Origin of the sequence: Marivita sp., assembly GCF_020055635.1 — a bacterium.
Classification (GTDB): Bacteria; Pseudomonadota; Alphaproteobacteria; order Rhodobacterales; family Rhodobacteraceae; genus Marivita.
Genome location: NZ_JAIPUT010000068.1, coordinates 1 through 17,690 on the forward strand (window position 1 = coordinate 1; position 17,690 = coordinate 17,690).

14 protein-coding genes and 2 pseudogenes are annotated in these 17,690 nt (G+C 57.7%); 5 read left to right on the forward strand and 11 right to left on the reverse strand.

What is annotated here, in order from left to right:
* Positions 1 to 210, forward strand: a pseudogene (locus LCF60_RS20545) (hypothetical protein); the annotation flags it as partial.
* 300 nt (positions 211 to 510) lie between these two features.
* On the forward strand, positions 511 to 1,362 hold the full coding sequence (locus LCF60_RS20550; RefSeq protein WP_292294409.1) for a sulfotransferase family 2 domain-containing protein: 852 nt from the start codon (positions 511 to 513) through the stop codon (positions 1,360 to 1,362).
* A gap of 67 nt (positions 1,363 to 1,429) precedes the next feature.
* Here the strand turns inward: LCF60_RS20550 and LCF60_RS20555 are convergent, their stop codons facing one another.
* Together LCF60_RS20555 and LCF60_RS20560 are read right to left on the reverse strand one after the other, a co-directional pair.
* On the reverse strand, positions 1,430 to 3,994 hold the full coding sequence (locus LCF60_RS20555; protein ID WP_292294410.1) for a hypothetical protein: 2,565 nt from the start codon (positions 3,992 to 3,994) through the stop codon (positions 1,430 to 1,432).
* A gap of 205 nt (positions 3,995 to 4,199) precedes the next feature.
* A complete protein-coding gene (locus LCF60_RS20560; protein WP_292294411.1) occupies positions 4,200 to 5,111 on the reverse strand; it encodes a putative nucleotide-diphospho-sugar transferase in 912 nt (303 codons plus the stop codon).
* Between the two features lie 319 nt (positions 5,112 to 5,430).
* On the opposite strand from LCF60_RS20560, the gene LCF60_RS20565 reads away from it, so the two are divergent.
* Complete coding sequence (locus LCF60_RS20565) at positions 5,431 to 6,960, forward strand: glycosyltransferase family 1 protein (protein WP_292294412.1); 1,530 nt, start codon at positions 5,431 to 5,433, stop codon at positions 6,958 to 6,960.
* On the opposite strand, the gene LCF60_RS24665 is transcribed toward LCF60_RS20565, so the two are convergent.
* Together LCF60_RS24665 and LCF60_RS20570 are read right to left on the reverse strand one after the other, a co-directional pair.
* Complete coding sequence (locus tag LCF60_RS24665; protein WP_363318446.1) at positions 6,961 to 7,221, reverse strand: glycosyltransferase family 61 protein; 261 nt, start codon at positions 7,219 to 7,221, stop codon at positions 6,961 to 6,963.
* Positions 7,222 to 7,281: 60 nt separating this feature from the next.
* Positions 7,282 to 7,746 carry a hypothetical protein gene (locus LCF60_RS20570; protein WP_292294421.1) on the reverse strand — a complete coding sequence of 155 codons (465 nt, stop codon included), beginning with the start codon at positions 7,744 to 7,746 and terminating at the stop codon, positions 7,282 to 7,284.
* Between LCF60_RS20570 and LCF60_RS20575 the strand changes: the two genes are divergently transcribed.
* Positions 7,639 to 8,529, forward strand: coding sequence for a UDP-glucuronic acid decarboxylase family protein (locus tag LCF60_RS20575; RefSeq protein ID WP_292294420.1), 891 nt, complete (start codon positions 7,639 to 7,641; stop codon positions 8,527 to 8,529). The two genes, LCF60_RS20570 and LCF60_RS20575, sit on opposite strands and share 108 nt — an antisense overlap.
* 24 nt (positions 8,530 to 8,553) lie before the next feature.
* On the opposite strand, the gene LCF60_RS20580 is transcribed toward LCF60_RS20575, so the two are convergent.
* Entirely contained in the window at positions 8,554 to 9,702 is a 1,149-nt protein-coding gene (locus LCF60_RS20580) for a glycosyltransferase family 61 protein (protein WP_292294413.1), read from the reverse strand.
* Positions 9,703 to 9,751: 49 nt separating this feature from the next.
* A complete protein-coding gene (locus LCF60_RS20585) occupies positions 9,752 to 10,789 on the reverse strand; it encodes a replication initiator protein A (RefSeq protein ID WP_292294414.1) in 1,038 nt (345 codons plus the stop codon).
* 460 nt (positions 10,790 to 11,249) lie between these two features.
* Between LCF60_RS20585 and LCF60_RS20590 the strand changes: the two genes are divergently transcribed.
* Positions 11,250 to 11,528: a CopG family ribbon-helix-helix protein gene (locus LCF60_RS20590; protein WP_292294415.1), complete on the forward strand. Its 279-nt coding sequence runs from the start codon at positions 11,250 to 11,252 to the stop codon at positions 11,526 to 11,528.
* Between the two features lie 151 nt (positions 11,529 to 11,679).
* On the opposite strand, the gene LCF60_RS20595 is transcribed toward LCF60_RS20590, so the two are convergent.
* The 5 genes and pseudogenes from LCF60_RS20595 to LCF60_RS20615 form a co-directional block, all read right to left on the reverse strand.
* On the reverse strand, positions 11,680 to 12,969 hold the full coding sequence (locus LCF60_RS20595) for a glycosyltransferase (RefSeq protein ID WP_292294416.1): 1,290 nt from the start codon (positions 12,967 to 12,969) through the stop codon (positions 11,680 to 11,682).
* Positions 12,966 to 15,431 carry a glycosyltransferase gene (locus LCF60_RS20600; RefSeq protein WP_292294417.1) on the reverse strand — a complete coding sequence of 822 codons (2,466 nt, stop codon included), beginning with the start codon at positions 15,429 to 15,431 and terminating at the stop codon, positions 12,966 to 12,968. Before LCF60_RS20600 ends, LCF60_RS20595 begins: the two co-directional genes overlap by 4 nt.
* Positions 15,432 to 15,435: 4 nt before the next feature.
* Positions 15,436 to 16,845, reverse strand: coding sequence for a class I SAM-dependent methyltransferase (locus tag LCF60_RS20605; protein ID WP_292294418.1), 1,410 nt, complete (start codon positions 16,843 to 16,845; stop codon positions 15,436 to 15,438).
* Positions 16,846 to 16,997: 152 nt separating this feature from the next.
* Entirely contained in the window at positions 16,998 to 17,300 is a 303-nt protein-coding gene (locus tag LCF60_RS20610) for a chromosome partitioning protein ParB (RefSeq protein WP_292294419.1), read from the reverse strand.
* Between the two features lie 3 nt (positions 17,301 to 17,303).
* Positions 17,304 to 17,690, reverse strand: a pseudogene (locus tag LCF60_RS20615) (ParA family protein); the annotation flags it as partial.

Consider the following 17,690-nt stretch of genomic DNA (forward strand, 5'->3'; position numbering starts at 1 on the left):
GACAAAGGCCGGGACGCCGATTATGGCGTCGCCGCCGTCCAGGAAGCGCAGATCGAGTTCTACCGTCGCAGCTACGGGTTTACCGCGCTCTCCGAACCCCGCTTCTACGGTGGTCTGAACAAGAAGCTTGTCCTGCTGGGCCTCGACCTCAGGAAGGCCGAGGCAATCGATCATTCAGCCCTGTCCCGAGCAACCGAACGGACCTGCTGAGGTCATTCATCCGCCGCACTGGGCTTGCACCCGGAAAGCATGGTGAGAACCGCACGTGCTAACGGAAGTTTGCGCGTTAATCTCGAAACACGCACATCTGCTGGACGAAGAAGAAAACCAGCAGCTTGTGCGCCACAGTTTCCTTCCAGGGCGCAGTGTCACGACTGGTTCGGGGATTGGATCAAGCAACTTAGCATCGCTACATCACCAAGGCCGTCACCAATCTTTGGAATTAGCTCCCTTTGGCAAGATACAAACTCCTTGATCAGGGATCGCCAACCTGCCATCTAATTGCACGCTATGCTCCTACAGACGAAGAACGAAGCTTCAGTAAAAACGCGAGATCAATACACCAACTTGCTATTCCTTCATATACCAAAATGCGGCGGAACAAGCTTCACTCAGTTAATTACAAAGCAACTGGGTGAATGTAGATATTTTCAGAATGGCAAAGCTCTTGAAAGTAATTTGCAGCAGGATTTTGGAAATATCCCAGCTATCGGTGGCCATTTCTATCACTTCGAGGTTCGGGAATTATTTCCTGGAAGGAAGCGAATCGTACTACTGCGTGACCCACTCCAAAGACTTATAAGCTCATACAAATATGCGCATTTTGCGGTAATGACCGAGCCGGACAAAGCAACTAAAGACCAACGTGCCATGACAGCCATGACCTTTGAAGACTACTTCAGGTCAGAAAACAGTCGTAGTGAAAAACACATGGCTATGTTTATGCTTGGCCTACGATCGACGGACAAGGCCCGTGAGATAGAGATGTCGTTACTCTTCAGACAAGCATGCCAAAACCTTGGAGACTACAAAGTCGGCACTGTCGAGAACTTGGACGAATTCGTGAAAAGCATCCCCGAGCTCCAGAGCGAAGTTAGAGAACCCACCGAGATCCCCAAGGAAAATGTCTCCGAAGATCGCTCTGTGTCTCCAGACATTGATCTTGATGAGGGATTTCTGGCCGAGTGCCGGGAAGATCTAAAATACGATTTTCTCTTTTATGACTATGCGAGATTTCTGTCCAACGATCAGATAGGCTCAAAACCAGACGTTCGGTCATTGGAGAATAATCAGAATACCACGTCAGACTCAACAAATGTCATGGCACGCATGCGAAAATGGTTAACCGCCCAGCCCGGATGATCTTATAGCCTTCGAGGGCATATAAGATCATCCGAGAAGCAGCGCCAAATATTAACAACCCTCTGATTTAAAAGGTATATTCTACAATATCACTGTTCGACAATCCGGTCAGTCCAACCAGATCGGTGATATCGTCGATAATAGCGGTTTGGCTTCTGCCACCGGTTGTTGACCAATCGGCATCAAACCAAAGCTCGCCCCTTCCAGAGGTCGAATTGAAAACAAGAACATATGCGTCTGTGGCGCTACCTGTTTGGTTTTCAATCTGATTCTGGGAGAGCGTCGACTGAAGTTCAACTACACGATCGCTTTCAGCATTCGACATCCCCGTGATCGATGAGACATTTTCGATATAGTCATTTGAGTTAAGAGTTGCTCCTGCGCTCGTTGCATTGGTATTCCCAAAGTCCACACGCTCCAAGCCAATTTTATCTTGCCCAACAACGAAATCCTGAAGTGTCGAACTTCCGCTCCAATTGGAAAACCGGAACTGATCGGAGCCGTCATTACCAATCAAAACATTATCGCCGCCCAACCCATAGAGGATGTCATCCCCGGAGCCGCCTTGAAGGACGTCCGCGCTGCCAGAACCGGCAATGCGAAGGTTTCCTGTTGCATCAGAGGCGTCAAGATTGACAGCACTTTCAAAACCACGCTCGTCAGAGCTGGCGTTCAGATTGACGCCAACTTCAGCCGTAATTGTGAGTGCTTGAGATCCGGAAATCGCGAAATTATTTGGCCCGTTTTGATTGTCAAAAGCGTAGTATAGGTTACTGCCGGTATCGACCGACCGGATGACGTTCGCCTCGGTGTTGGTGCCACTGGAAACGATCTCGACCGAAGAAATGTTGGAGTTACCGAATCCAATAGCAGCATTGTCGTTGCCAGAATTGGTATTTGTAACAATCCGAATTTCTCCTCCTGCCCCGCTTTGGGCCTGCATTTCAAAAGAGATTGAGGTTCCTGCATTCTGGCCGGAGAACCGAACCGTTTCATCAGACTGGCCTTGATCTGAAGTGAAAATGAAGTTGTCTTGGTTCGTTATCCCGGTGATGTTGAGGCGACTGCTATTCGATGTCTGGCCGGCAAACACGAAGGTATCGAAGTTTGTATAATCGCTTGCAGCAAGGCTTGAGACCGCATTTGAGGCTTCCAAGATTTCAAATCCGGTGACTTGATTGATCGAAGATGGCGACAAGTTGGCAAACGTCTCTACAATCAACGTATCGAGACCGCCGTTTCCATTGAGCGACAAGGTATTTGCGTTGTTAAACAACGCGTTGTTTAACTCCAGAGAGTCTGCCTCGCCGCTCCCGATAAAGGAAAACGAGGACACGTTGTTGTCTTCGGCATTTATGGCAAGGCCGCCCGCGGTCATTCCGTTTGCATTCACAGTTTGAATGGTACTGAAATTATCATCTGTGTCTTCGAGGAAGAGCTTTTGATCACCTGTGACGACAAGTGACAGAAGCTCCATGCCCTGTAAGTCCAGAACAGAAGAGCCTGTGCCACTCGTTTCAATATTAACAATCTCGAAAGTTGTGTCCGATGCTGGAGCAGTGGTGGCTGCGTAGAAGACCGCACTGTCTTCAAGACTTCCGGAGTTCTCTACATACAGATCAATGACATCATTGGTTGAGGCGCTTCGATCTCCTTTGAAGCTAGCGGTCGTTTCGCCATCCATGTCGACCAGTCTGATGTTCGTGCCTTCATCAAGATTGGTAAAATCAGTAAATAGTCCATTCGTCGAACCACTCATGGTGGAGGTCACCGAAGTTTCACCGCCAATTGCTACGAAATTCAAAACAAAAGTGCCATTTGTGGCCTGATTATCAACGATAATTTCTTCAAGACCTGTGGCTGCAGGGGCAACCGTCTCGCCGTTACCTAAGGAAATGACACGCACCGCGAGGGAGTCTGTGCCCCCGCCGGCCGCAATCAAATCATTGTCTTGTAGCGTACCAGTGCCATTGGCCGAGATTGTTGCAGAGTATGAATCAGCATCCCCGGTTCCCTGGGTGTCTGCCCCAGCGCCCCCGCCCGGCTGGTCCTGAGACGTGGTCAGGATGATCGTTTCACCCGAAACCGGGAAGGCCGCACCGATGGTGGCGGTCGCGGCTGAAACGGACCCTGGCGTAGCGTCGACGTTGTCCAAGATCGTATCTTTCAGAGCGCCCGTCCCGTTGTCACCGGCGGCTTCCGCAGCTGTGACATACGCGAGACCAACGTCGATCTTGTTTTGCAGCACGGCCAAGTCGTTACCTTGAGCACCGCTCATTATATCCAGAATGACCTGGCCGACCTCTACGCCTTCTTCGGTCAGCAGCTTGTTGACCCAGAAGTTGTCGGGACCGATGTTGGTTGGGGCTCGATTGAAAAGGTTTTGGAAGACGTCCGTAACAAGTTGAATCGCGTCAGCCTGCGTGATCTCCGCACTGTTCAGAGACGGGTAAAGATTGAGCGTCTCGGTCTGTGGAACAAACGACCTTGCGACGTCCGCAGGTGTCTGACCGGTTGAAAAGTCATTAACATATTGATCTTTACCAGGCACAGCCGGTGCACGATTGTAGTAGCCAACAAAAATCGCAGTGACACGTTCTTCAGGTGAAAGATTCGAAAAATCGAGGGCCATGAGTAGTTCCTTTACTATGCAGAAATCACAATTTGAGGTGATGATGAAGTTGCCCAACAACCAAGCAGATGGAGCATCCGCTGCTCAACAGCGCAGCTATCAAGTGCACTGCAACCAAAATTGTTACTTTTAATCATCGCAGAAATATTAGAAGATTTCTCGATTCTTTCCAGTACATTGTCAACGATCTGACATCGTTCGAACTTCAGTTCCGGCGGGACCTCCAAACCCTCCTGGCCCGGCTCAGAACCCCTCTTGGCTTAGGTGTGCTTGTTCCCGTAAGAGGTGACCCAAGTAAGGCTTCAAGGTCTATCCCAAGCCCCTCCAACGTCCCAAATTTCTCTTCTTGATCCTTCGGGGAATTGGGGTGACAAATGACGGCATGTCCGCATGTCTCCTTGCAAGCTGCATGGCGCTGGTAATATGAATGGGCCAATGCTGCAGCCGAAAAGCCCGTTTTACGGCAAACACCAAAAACCGGTTTGGTCCAGCCATTTTGCAAGGAACAGTGCTCCCATTTTTCAGGGCGGCTTGACCATTCAATATCATAATTCTCTATAAGAACATCATTCAGAGTGCGCTGATCATCTCCGTCGAACTTGTCATGAACAGCGTCTGAAAATATGATCGTTTGAGCGTTAGATCGAATGAAGAAAAACCCAGTACATACAGAAAACCCCCATTGCTTCTTTACGTTTTCAGGAAATGATCCAGGTTGGAAGATGAAATCTGCGTCAATGTCGCCAATCTCGTGAAGGGGATTTTTCATCCAAATTGCGTCTACGTCACTGAACAAAACAGAACGGCCAGCCTTGAGATACTTGGATGCAATAGCAAACTTCAACGAAACCGTGAATACCGCCTTTTTAGTTGGAAAGTGGATATCTCCATAGCTCTCCTCCACGGAAGAAATGGCAGAGTTATCGAAAATATATGCGGTACATGGAAATCCCGCAGAAGAGAAAATCTGCAGTGATTCTGCGTCCGCGCAGATAAAGTGGGGGACAAGTCCTGTAACTCGTTCGACCTGAAGGCCCCACGCCATACCCAATCTGGCATATTCTTGACTAATAACCGTGAATATAAAGGTTCTGGGTTTTCTCTTGAATGTCATCATTGCTTACGTTGAAGCCTTGGGTCTTTGATGTTGGGATGGATCATCCGACTTACTAGTGTGTTCCTCAACGCTGCTGCAAGTATCTTCGACACCAAGCCTGCACCGTGCATGGCGACCGCTTGAGCAGCGCCTGTTTGCATCGTTCGCAGAGGCGGCTCCGGCACGTGGGCGCTCGCGCACCCTAACCCCTTGTAACCTAGAGAGGTCAAGCCAAGCCTACCCCAGTAGAGGAGATTAACCTTCGAACGATCCTGATTGACTACGTTGAGGAGACGCCATAGTCACCCACAAAACTCGACTGGCGCGCTGGAACACCTTAATGATCACCAACGAAACTCGTCTGTTTTTCGACGTATCTTCCTTGCTAAACCATATTCGACACTCCGGTCATTATACTGGAATTCAGCGCGTTGTTTCGATGTTGGTTTCTGAGATCGGTGAGATACATACAGCAAGCAATGTATTTATCACATATTTAGATCGTAAAGACAGAAAGCATAAATGCGTATCTCTTGAAGACTTAGGTTCGAAAGTGATGAGGTCCCCTGCCCTCCTGCAGGCCGCTTTCTTCGAAAGAACAACATTAGAAACTTCTGATGTAATTTTGCAGCGGTATGCAACAAAACCTCTAAAACTCAAGTTTTATAAGTTTCAATTCGATATTTTTGCCAAAATGGGCAAAAACAGGAAATTCAAGAGGTTTGGAATTACCGCTGATGAATGGATAAAAATTAGAAAGAGCGAAAAAAACTTTTCCGTAAAAAATCTGGCCGAACCACATCTTGTCGCCGATATGATGAGATCAGGCGACAGGCTGGTATTGCTCGATTCAACGTGGAATGAGAGATATTTTTCGACTTTCAAGAGAGCTCGAGACGCAGGATGTCATGTCTACACACTTGTCCACGACCTGATACCAATCATCTCTCCTGAGACGACACCGGGCTTTCTGCCTTTAGACTTCGAGAGATGGATTACAGGGTCGTTAGACTTCACTGATTCCTATCTGACAGTTTCCCACGCAACGCGTCGCGATCTCGAAATCTTTTTGGACCAGTTTGGAGAAGATCGAGAGATTCGAGTTCTAAGCCTGGCTCAAGATCGTTTTGATGATGAGAACAAGATTCAAGCCTCCCGCCAATTCAGTGAAAATGAAAGCCTAGGGAAGCAACATGATCGGTTGAAGTGCTTGCCCGATCTGGGCACGATCATACATCTTTCCGATGCCACGAGAGAAGCTCTCGGTTCCCCTTATGTCTTGTGTGTGGGCACCGTTGAGCCGCGAAAAAATCTGTGGCGGCTTGCACTGGCTTGGAAGAGCTTGATCGATCAAGGGCATGTCGATCTGCCGAGGCTCGTGATTGCGGGCAAACAGAGCGTCATGATCCAATCTCTCAAGGATCTGCTGCATGCCACAGGCAACATATACGGGTATGTGTCGGTCCTTGAAAGTCCCAGCGAAGAAGCCCTGACAAGACTTTACAAGAACTGCCTCTTTCTTGCGATGCCCAGTCTGTTCGAGGGCTGGGGCTTGCCTGTTGGGGAAGCTTTGAGCTTCGGAAAGACTGCGGTCGTGTCCAACTCGTCGTCTTTGCCAGAGGTGGGCGGGAACATGGTTGAGTATTGTGATCCGGAGTCTGTAAAAAGCATTGCTGACGCGGTCTTGCGGCTCGTAGCCGATACTGATCATCGTGAAGCACTTGAAGCGCGTATCCGAGAGACGGAACTGCGCTCTTGGCACATGGTCGCAAAAGACTTGTACGAGATTACCGTCCTTGGGAGCGGTACCGAACTAACAGGCGACGCATTACCGGTGACACAGACCTCGAATGAGCTCCCCGAAATTTAATCACTGTCTGTTTTGCGTCATGGCGGCCCCGTGGTGAGTGATGACGATGTCAGCCGAGGCGAAGAGCGCCGCCTGCTCCGGCACCGAAAGGCCGGACATAGTGACGATCTCGAAATCTAGTGGCAGGAGGATCTCCCGAAGCTCGGCCTCGTTGGCGATCCGCCGGACCTGGGCGTCTTCCCGGCTGATATAGATGCGCCGCTTCTTTTGGATTGTCCGCTTGTAGCCGTGAGTACCGGCGGCGTCCTTCAGACGCCGGATCGTGGTGTCACGACACGCGCCGCTCGGAGTTCAGGTCTTTCGGAGTGCCCCGATGCACGCTCACCCCTCGCCCCGCTGCTGCGCCCATTTTTTGCAGAAGCCCAGGAATGCCATTTCGGAGTTTCGGGGCGTGCTGCTGGCCCAGGCGCGCCAGTCTGCCTCGATGACGTGCACGTCCCGGCTTTGAGTGGACCCGAACTTCGAAACCAAGGCAACGAATGACGACACCCGCTTTGAAACAGTCTGTTTCAATATGAACGTTTGACCCTGCTTCAAGGTAGTCATCATGGTTCCATGATGGTCATCGAGTCGACCGCTGGTTCGAAAGGGTCCGATGTGACGCTGCTCTACGAAAGTCGCAAACGCATTCTTGTGACCGGGGGTGCGGGGTTCATCGGCTCGCATCTGATTGATCGGCTGCTTGCGCAGGGGCACGAGGTGCTGTGTCTCGACAACCTCTTCACCGGCAACAAGCGCAATATTGATCATTTGCACAATCATCCCCGCTTCGAGTTCATGCGTCACGACGTAACTTTCCCACTCTATGTGGAGGTCGACGAGATCTACAATCTCGCCTGCCCGGCCTCTCCGGTGCATTACCAGCACGACCCGGTTCAGACGACGAAAACTTCGGTCCACGGCGCAATCAACATGCTGGGCCTGGCCAAGCGTCTCAAGTGCAAGATCTTCCAGGCTTCGACCAGTGAAGTCTACGGCGATCCCAGCGTTCATCCGCAGCCTGAAAGCTATTGGGGCAATGTCAATCCCATCGGCCCACGCTCCTGCTACGACGAGGGAAAGCGCTGCGCCGAAACCCTGTTCTTCGACTACCACCGGCAGCACGGGCTCGAGATCAAGGTGGCCAGGATCTTCAACACCTACGGGCCGCGCATTCATCACGCTGATGGTCGCGTGGTGTCGAATTTCATCGTGCAGGCGCTGAGCAACGCGCCGATCACGCTCTACGGCGATGGCTCCCAGTCGCGCTCCTTCTGCTATGTCGATGATCTAGTCGAGGGATTTTTGCGCTTCATGGACACTGGTCACCACGAGACAGGCCCCATCAATCTCGGCAATCCGGTCGAGTTCACGATCAGGGAGCTTGCCGAGAAAACCATCGAGATCACCGGGTCCACGTCCGAGATCATCTATACCGACTTGCCACAGGATGATCCAAAACAACGCAAGCCGGTCATTGACAAGGCACGGTACACGCTTGGTTTCGAACCCAAGGTGCAGCTCGACGAAGGGCTGCGCCGGACCATTGCCTATTTCCAGAAAATCCTGCCCGAGCTGAAAAGGCTCTGACGGCAGGACGGTACTGGGCTTGGATCACAACCCGATCCGGTCGAGCAGGCCGACAAGCTGTCCAGAATCGAGATGGGTATCGCCCTGGACAGGTGTGCCCACGCCAAATCCGTAGCGCAGGTCGCCCAGTTGGGCGAGCTTCGCGAAACACGGGGCAAAATGCCCGTCTTGGAAGATCTCGATCGCCACAGTGCCCGGATCGCAGAATGCCAGATGCGTCATGGCGGCCCCGTGGTGAGTGATGACGATGTCAGCCGAGGCGAAGAGCGCCGCCTGCTCCGGCACCGAAAGGCCGGACATCGTGACGATCTCGAAATCTAGTGGCAGGAGGATCTCCCTGATTTCGGCCTCGTTCGCGATCCGCCGGACTTGGGCGTCTTCCCGGCTGATATAGATGCGCCGCTTCTTTTGCCCGTCGGTGCCTTTCGGTGAGAATACGGAGCGCAGGAAGTCGCGCTGGCTCGGCGAGACATCCAGGGTGCGCGACAGGTTGGTCGGCATGACAAGCCTGTCGAAACGATGCGCCCCGTCGCTCAGGATGACGATCTCGTTTTCGATCTCGAGTGCCGCAAGCGCGGCCGCAAGCGTGCCGCGAGCGAAGCCTTTCAGACTGTCCGGAACGACGATCGGCAGACCTTCGGACAGGGGCTGCGACAGAAGCGTCAGGCGTGGCAGGATATCGATCATCCAGTGATAGAAATTGTGGTGCCAAGCCGGGGCCAAAAGGATGCCGCCCGCGTGCTCTCCCTTGAGCGGCAGGGCCGGCAGGGTGAGACGGGCCAGTTCGTATTTCGGATTCCGGAGCGCTTCGGGGCCGCAATAGACCTCGATGAAATTGCCAGACTTGGCCGAATGGACGCCGTGCTGCGCTAACAGCCGGACGGCTGGCACGTCAAAGACACCAAAGTTCCATGGCTCAGGGTAGGTGCCGTGCTCAGCGATCCGGGCCGCGTAGGCGTCGCCCTCAGGCGTGTCCGGGCGCAGGTCAGGAGCGCGCATGGGCTCTTGCGGGTCATACGCCCCGTGGATTGTCCGAGTGTAGCCGTAAGCCCCGGGAGTGTCTTTCAGACGCCGGATCGCCGAGCCAGTTTCGGGATGCGGCATTACTCCCCAGTTCTGCGCTGTCATGAGAAGTTTCGGTGCGTAGAGCGCGGCGAAGGATCGTGGTGTCACGGGGCGATCCGCTCGAAGTACCAGACTTTCGAAGTGACCCGATGCACGCTCACCCCTCGCCCCGCTGCTGCGCCCATTTCTTGCAGAAGCCCAGGAAGGCCATCTCGGGGTTGCGCGGCGTGCTGCTGGCCCAGGCGCGCCAGTCGGCCTCGATGACGTGCACGTCCCAGCCCGGGGCGGCGGCACGGGCCATGTCGTAGACGTCCGGATCGAGCGGCGGGATGTCCACCGCATGGGAGCGGTCGTCGCCCACGGTGCCGCGGCTGCGAACGATGAGCTGGTCTTTCTCGTCATCGATGCGGATCTGATAATCCGGCATGTGCCCGTATTCGGAGTCCTCCTTGGCGATGGTCATCACCAGGCGGCGGAATTCGCGCAGGGTCGATCCCGAGCCGCATTTCTTCTGCAGCACCTCCATCGAGACGCGCCATTCCTTCTGGCGGCCGCAATGCTTGCGCGCCAGCTCGTAGATGCGCCGCTCCAGCGGCTTGCGCAGGCGGAAATACTCGCGGGAAAGCGTCAGCACCTCTTGCGCGCGGATCGCGTTGAAGACCCAGTCCGAAAGCTTGACCTCGACTTCCTGCATGCGCCCGTCGCGGGTTTCGCGCACGATGCGGGCGCGTTCGATCAGGCCGAAGGTCTCGAAGATCTCCTGCCCGCCGGTGGTGATGTTGGTCGAGATGCGTGTGCCGGCCAGCCGCTCCATCGCCGCTTTCAAGAGGTTGTAGCCGCGCCCGGTGGTCATCCGGTTGGTGGCCTTGAGCAGGTCGGCGGCGTGAAAGCGGATCACCTGCTGCGGTTCCTTGCCGTCGTTCATGCCCTTGATGAGCGCGGAGATGCAGTAGATCAGCACGTCGCGGTCATGCACCGTGGCCAGCCCGTCGACCGAGGGTTTGATCTCGATGGTGACGCCGTTGTGTTCGTATTTCCGCGGCCGGGTGTCCGGCTTGGTGGAGAGCGAGAAGATCGGGTGCTCCATCGAGCCCATGTCACCCTTGGGGGCGGCATCGAGGATGTCGCAGACGAAGAAATCCCCCTGCGGATGGCGGTCCGGCAACAGCGGATAGGCGGTTGGCGCTATGGACATGGGCACGTTTCCTCTACGACACTTCACACACGCAGCACCGTACAACGACATTTCACACACGCCAAGACCGAAACGACATTTCACACACGGGCACTTCGACACTTCACACACGCTTCAGCCGGAAAAACCGAGTCGCACCAGAAGGTTATCCACAGGGGTTAAAGGACGATCTCTGGTCGATTCGGGAATCACCACTCTACACACGGTGAATCACCACTTTACACACGCAGAATCACCACTTTGCACACGGGGGGTATCTGGAAGTGCTTGAAGACGCTTGCAAAAACCACGATCCGAGAGGGCGTAACACGAGTCTAACACTTATTAACACTCCAGAACGCGCTCAGAACCTGGATATTGACCCAGATAGACACCGCCCGGATATGGCAAGGAAGATGGGCAGGCTTGCAAAGAATGCTACAACGTAGCGCAAGATATTACCTATTAACGGGAGCCTGAGATGGCATCTTCGACACCCATCAAGCTGGACAAAGACATGAAGACCCGCGTCCGGCAGCTTGCCGAAACGCGAAAGCGCACATCCCACTGGATCATGCGGGAAGCGATATCCCAATATGTCGAGCGCGAAGAAAAGCGCGAAGCCTTGCAGCAGGATATGCTCAGGACATGGGAAGAATTTCAGGCAACCGGACAACATGCTACCGCCGAAGAAGTCGATCAGTGGCTGGCCAGCTGGGGAACTGAAAACGAGTTGCCTGCTCCGGAATGCCACGAGTAGTCTACGCGCCTTCGGCAATCCGGGATCTGCAACGAATGCGTGATTTTCTGCGCCCTGTGAATGCCGCGCAACGGGCCGCTGAAGAAATCCAAAATGGCCTCACCATACACGGATACTCCTCAGACTACGCCCTTGAACGAACCGCCTGCGCTTACATTCTCTTCTTGAGAGCGGCCTCGTAAAGCGGGGTTTTGTGGGGCACCTTGGCGAGGGTTTCGCGCAGACGACGCGCATGGAGGGACTGTGCTGCGTCCTCGGGAAACCGCTCTGCGATTTCGGCGATCCCTTTTGCATAGAGCGCGGGTGTGTGGCGGGCTTCCAGCCGGGCGCGGCCGGTCCGGCCCAGGATGGCCCCTAGGGACCGCTCGCCGTGAATTCGGCGCACCAGATCCCGGAGCGCCGCGATCTCGCCGTCCAAGGGTATCTTGAACACGGTGTCGTCGGGCAAGGACCCGTACCAGCCCAGATCGGTGACCACGGCGGCGGCGGACGCGTTCCAGATGCGCAGCTGGCTGCCCGACGCCTCGCCCATGGTCGGATAGCGCAGGTTGAAGACCAGATGCGCCTCGGCCAGCGCGGCGTCAAGCTCGGGTTCCGGCACGAAGCCATGCACGGTCACGTGGGCTTCCAGTCCGAAGCGTTCGAGCTTTTCGCTGAGCACCGAGCGGTCCCAGACATTGCCCATGATGTCGAGCCGGAAGTCGATCTCGTCCTTGAGCGGCCCGAGCGCCTCGAGCACTTCCCAGAGGCGGCGATTGGGGCCGATATGGCCGAACTGCACGAGGCGCAGGGGGCCGTCCTGGGCACGCTCTGCCGAGGGGGCTGTCTGCGAGGGGCGGAACGGCAGATCGAGCTGGTAGGCGGGCACGATGCCCGTCGCCTGCACCGCCTCGAAAGCGGCAGGTGTGTGCGACAGGACCGCGACGGCCCGGTCGAGGGCGAGGTGAAAGCCGGGATAGGTTTCGGACAGCACATTGGCGCCCGAGCGACGCGCCAGCACGTCCTGCGCGGCGGCCAGCCCCGGCTCGCCATACCAGCGCAGCATCTCGGCCTCGTAGACATCGCGCGGGAAGCCGGCAAAGCGCATGGAATCGTGCAGCATCTCCTGGATGGCGAGGTCATGCAGCACGATGATCGACGGCACCCGGCGCGCCAGTTGCAGGAACCCCGCATGATGGGCCCAGGAATTGCCGATATGGATGAAGATCGCATCCGGCCCGTCGCCATGGCCGGAGCGCGCGAAATCGCGCGGCAGGGTGTGGTGCGGGTCGATCTTGCGCACCGGGCAGATCGCATCCACCGCGCGGTCCCAGTGGCGGGCGTCGGTCCAGACGGTCAGATCCGTCACCGCGGCCAGTTCCGGCAGGATGCGGTAGGTGTAATGCGCGATGTCGGTCGTGGCCTCGGGGATGGGGGAGACCCAGTGCACCTTTGGTTTCATGACGCGTCCCCCGGCAGGGGGGTGGAACGGACGACGCGTAGGAAGGCGTCCTGAGAGCAGGGCAGCGTCAGCGTGGGCGCGCGGCCCGAGCCTGTCATGCTGCCGACGCCTGTCTGGTAGAGATGCAGGCGCAGGCTGCCCTGACCATCTGTATCCGCCGCGTCGAGGCGCAGGGTGATTTCTCCGCTTGTGCCCGGCGCGATGGGGGCGGTGATGGGCTGCATCAGGTGCTGGTGGCGCAGGCAGCCGTCCGTGTCGATCCATTCGGCCAGGATGCAGGTGGCGTGATCCCCCGCCACCGACCACCATTGTGACGAGCGGTTGTGTAGGGCGATGCGGGTCAGCCCCGTGCTGTCCTCGACCGAGGCGACCGAAAGTGCCCCCGCCATGCGGGTAGGGTCGCCGTGATAGAAGCGTTTGGGCAGGCCGGTGGCGCGGCCCTCCTTACGGGCGAGGTAGAAGATGGTTTCGCCCCGCAAGCTCAGATTGTCCTCGCGGTCCACCAGGAGCTCGGCGGTGCGCGGGTCGACCTTGCGGTCATAGACATCGACGGTCTTGAGCGACACGGTCTCGAGCCCTGCCGCCTGCCCCAGTTCGGGCAGTTCCGTGGGCGCGTATTCGCGGTTGTGGCGGCCATAGACGCCCCCCGAGGGCACGAAGATGCCGAACGAATAGGGCGCTGTGCCGTTCAGCATCTTGTTCACGCCCCGGTGGCTGACGACGTTGGGAGTGGTCAGCAGGATGTGCCCGCCGGGTCTCAGGACACGCGCCGCCTCGGCAAAGAAGAAATAGGGATCGAGGGCCAGGTGTTCGAGGATCTCCATCCCGGTCACCAGATCAAAGCTGTTGTCCGGGTAAGGCCATGGGTCGCGTTCGGAATTGGCGGCTTCGAGCCGGATCTCAAACCCAGGCAGTGCGTCATCCCATACGGATCGGACGGTCTGCCTATACGGATCGGGGCCTTCCCAGAGACCGGCCATGTCGATGCCGGGAAAGCGGTTGGCCAAGAGCGCCTGGAAGACCAGTGGCGGGAAGACACCGACATCGAGCGCGGAGGTGATCTCCAGCCCGTCCAGCGCCCGCAGGGTCGTCATGTAGCGCGTCCAGTGCGTGCCGAGATAGCTGGCGAGCCCTTTGTCGATCGGCGGGGCGTCATCGCCCATCAGGCCGGGCAGTTCGTCGAAGGCATAGGCGGCGAGCACGTCTTCGATGCTGTCGAAGGGCAGGCCCTCGGGCGGCGCAGGGGGCGCTATGGCGGCTGTGAGCGCCTGAACGGCCTGGTCCTGGCGGGGCAGCTCCGCCGGGGCCTCTGACGCCCCTGTGGTGCCTTCTGCGGTCTCCTCCGAGGCGGCGGTGGCCCCCTGCCCCGTTCCGTCGCCGGGCACCGGGGTGGGATGCACCGCTTGATCGCTGCGCCCAGCCAGTGTTTCGACCACGTGTTCCCAGGTGATCTGCATCGCGCTGTAACGTGCCAGACCCGCCTGCCCCATGCGTTCTGCCGCGGCCGGGTCGGACATGATCTCTTCAAAAGCCTGGCCCAGCTCGGCGGGTTTGGGCGCGGTAACGCGGCCTTCCTGACCGTCGGTGATGAATTCGAGCGGACCGCCCGCATCGGTCACGGTGATCACCGGCCGCGCGGCCAGCATCGCTTCGAGCGTGATGTAGCCGTAATCTTCGTCCTGCGGGACAAACACCACGGCACGAGCCTCGGCGTAGTGGCGCAGAAGGGTTTCGTCATCGACCCGGCCCAGCCATGTCACCCGGTTGGCCACGCCCAGTTCCAGCGCCAACGCGTGCAGGTCCTGCTGGTAGCCAGGGTTTTCGGCCACACCTGCGATCACCAGACGGATCTTGGAGCGGGTCGCGGCCAGCCCGCGCAGGATCAGTTCCAGCCGTTTGGAGGGGTTGATGCGACCGGGGGCAAACAGGTAGTCGCCATACTCGCCCTGCCAGAGCGCCTCGGCATTGGGCGGCGGGTGGTAGAGCGGTGTCGCCTCCAGATCGAGATACTGGTTTAGGCGTTTCGCCACGTTGCCGGAATTGGCATAGAGCGGATGCGGGCTGGCGGTGAAGGCGGCGCGATCCTCGGCATGGATGAGTGCGCGGAGCGCATCGCCATCGGGGTCGTGCATCAGATCGGCATCGCCGGCGGCCCAGAGGTCATAGGCCGAGCGATGCTGGTGGATGATCCAGAAGAGCTTGTTGGGGTGATTGGCGAGCCAGGCGGGGAACTTGAGCCCGATGGCGAGATCCACCGGCACGCCCTCAAATTCCGAGATGTCATGCATCCGCGCTGCGAGGATATGATCGGCCAGCACTTCTCCGGGATACCATTTGAAGGGCAGCGTGATCTCGGTCGCCTCATGACCGTAAGCGTTGAGGGCCGAGACCAGATTGGCGGCGTGCCGTTCGGCCCCGCCCTGCACGAAGGGAACCTGTGTGCGAAGGACACCGATGCGCATGGGCTTACTCCTCGTCCGCTGGCGCAGGCTTGGTGCCCAGCACCGCAAGGTCCTGCGGACCAAACAGCAGGAAGGCCAGTTCGTCGTTGAAATCGGGGGTGTTCAGGAATTCGTGGAACCGCGCATGGGGATTGAGCGCGCGCACCTCGACGGGGTCGAACCCGGCGGTGTCGAAGAGCACCGTCAACACCTGTTCCGGCATCGGCTTGAGATGCGTGGGATCGGTGTGGAAGGTGGTGGCTCCCACCAGCACGTTGCGGGTGTGCGGGGTCTCGAAGAGCAGGATGCCCCCCGGCGCTAGCACGCGCAGCGCCTCGCGGGCGATCCAGGCCACGGCGTCAAAGGGCAGGTGTTCGACCAGATGGTGGGCCGAGATCATCGAGAGGCTGTTGTCCTCCATCTCGGCCAGCGCCTTGAGCGCATCGCCCAGGCGCACATCCAGCCCTTGCTCTTTCGCCGCCTCGATCTGCACCGCGTTGGTGTCGACGCCAAAGCCGTCGATCCCGGCGCGCTTCAGGAGCCCCAGCCATTCGCCCCGGCCGCAGCCGATATCCATGACCGGCTTGCCGCCGCTGCGCATCACGGCGGCCTCGACATCGGGCAGGTAGATCCGCAGCCGGTCGGCGATCTCTTCGACCGATCCGCGATAGCGGTTTTCCAGCCGGTGGTAGAAGCTGTCCTTGAAGGCTTCGAACCCCTCGGAGGCGGGCAGGTCGATCTGCGTGGCCGGGGCCGACAGGTCTTCGGACGCTGCTCCGCTCCGCTGCCCGATCTGGTCCACCCGGCGCGACAGATCCGCAAAGACCCGTGCCAGGAGCGACGTCTCGGAGCGGAGCGTGGTGTGCAGATGCGCCCGTTCGCTGCGGAACTCGTGCACCAGGCTGTCGGTCAGAACCTGGTGCTGTTCGAGCCGTTGCGAAACCTCCGTGACATCAGCAACATATTTCGAGATTGTCGGGCGGTCGTCCTCGACGATCTGGCGCAGTTCGGTGATCTGGTCGGTGTTGCGCCAGATCTCGCGGATGTCGCGTCCGAAACGGCCGAGTTCGCCCTCGATATCGTCCATGCGCAATTCGGCGTGGGTGATGCGTTTGCGGGCATCCTTGGCCATGTATTCGGTGCGCCCGAACTTGAAGATGGCCGAAACATAGCGTTCCAGGCGTTTGATCGGGGTTAGCTTGCGGCGGCTGGTCATTGTCCTTGGTCCTGCTTGTGCGGAGGATGCGGCGGGCGCGTCTGCCTTGCGGGTACCCGCCAAGCGCGCGGTGACTGCCAACAGCGCGCCGCCCTTTGCAGAACTGACATCAGAGGTGACGGGGTCCTGCACCGTAGCGGGCGCTGCAAGGCGGTCATCCACCGAAGGCGTGTAGCGTTTCACCTTGCCGACGGGTTGGGATGGATCATCCTGAATCATCTCGTGTCCCCTGCCCTGCCTGTCTTGTCACTCCGTGCCGAGCCGCATGACCGCGCATCCGACCGATGCCTGTGCCATCGCGCATCCTGCAGCGCCATTCAAGCCAATCTTGGCCGCGAAGCCCGTCTTGAACATGGCCATCCGTTCTGAAACTACGGGTCGTTTTTCGCCTTGTAGAGCGCCCAAGCCTCTTCGATCACCACGCCTTGCTGGACACCGCGAAACCGCGCTTCGGCGGCAATTTCTTTTGCCACTTCGGGCATCACCTTGGCATGCACCTGCCCGGTGCGGGGGCTGGGTTTGCGGCCACGGCGCTTTTGCGGCCCACGGTCGACGAAGCCGTGTTTCTCTGCCGCCTCGTCGGAGCGAGCCACGGTCTTGGGGCTGGTGTCCTTGGGCTTGGATCTCAGCTTGCCGGGGGTCAGCGAAATCCCGAACGGGTTCTTGTCGGACATGGCTTAGCCCTCCCCTGCCAGACGTTTGTAGACCTGCATCGCAAAGGCCCGGGCATTATCGCGCGCGCCGGCCATGTTGCCTTGGGCGGGCATCGAATGAAGATCGCCGCCAAAGGCGAAGAGCCCCGAAAAGGCCGCGCGTTCCATCAGCGGTGGGTCGATCACGTCGACGCCCTGGTCTCGTAGCGAGGCTTCGATGCCCTTGTGCTGCTTCGACACGATCGCCTTGGTCATGGTGAAGACGACGGCATGGGGGATCTGCCGGTCGAGCGCCTCTTCCTCCTCCGCAATCAGTTGCAGCGCCCGGGTTCCGATGGTTGCATCCAGCGTGGTGGCGCGCATCGGCGTCAGCACGAGATCGGCCTGGGAAATGGCCCGGCTGACAAGCCG

Excerpts from the sequence above, each read along its gene's own strand:
- LCF60_RS20600 (WP_292294417.1), bottom strand. The coding sequence starts at position 15,431 with ATGCGCATCGGTGTCCTTCGCACACAGGTTCCCTTCGTGCAGGGCGGG.
- LCF60_RS20585 (WP_292294414.1), bottom strand. The coding sequence starts at position 10,789 with ATGTCCATAGCGCCAACCGCCTATCCGCTGTTGCCGGACCGCCATCCG.
- LCF60_RS20555 (WP_292294410.1), bottom strand. The coding sequence starts at position 3,994 with ATGGCCCTCGATTTTTCGAATCTTTCACCTGAAGAACGTGTCACTGCG.
- LCF60_RS20565 (WP_292294412.1), top strand. The coding sequence starts at position 5,431 with ATGATCACCAACGAAACTCGTCTGTTTTTCGACGTATCTTCCTTGCTA.
- LCF60_RS20610 (WP_292294419.1), bottom strand. The coding sequence starts at position 17,300 with ATGTCCGACAAGAACCCGTTCGGGATTTCGCTGACCCCCGGCAAGCTG.
- LCF60_RS20550 (WP_292294409.1), top strand. The coding sequence starts at position 511 with ATGCTCCTACAGACGAAGAACGAAGCTTCAGTAAAAACGCGAGATCAA.
- LCF60_RS20595 (WP_292294416.1), bottom strand. The coding sequence starts at position 12,969 with ATGAAACCAAAGGTGCACTGGGTCTCCCCCATCCCCGAGGCCACGACC.
- LCF60_RS20590 (WP_292294415.1), top strand. The coding sequence starts at position 11,250 with ATGGCATCTTCGACACCCATCAAGCTGGACAAAGACATGAAGACCCGC.
- LCF60_RS20605 (WP_292294418.1), bottom strand. The coding sequence starts at position 16,845 with ATGATTCAGGATGATCCATCCCAACCCGTCGGCAAGGTGAAACGCTAC.
- LCF60_RS20560 (WP_292294411.1), bottom strand. The coding sequence starts at position 5,111 with ATGATGACATTCAAGAGAAAACCCAGAACCTTTATATTCACGGTTATT.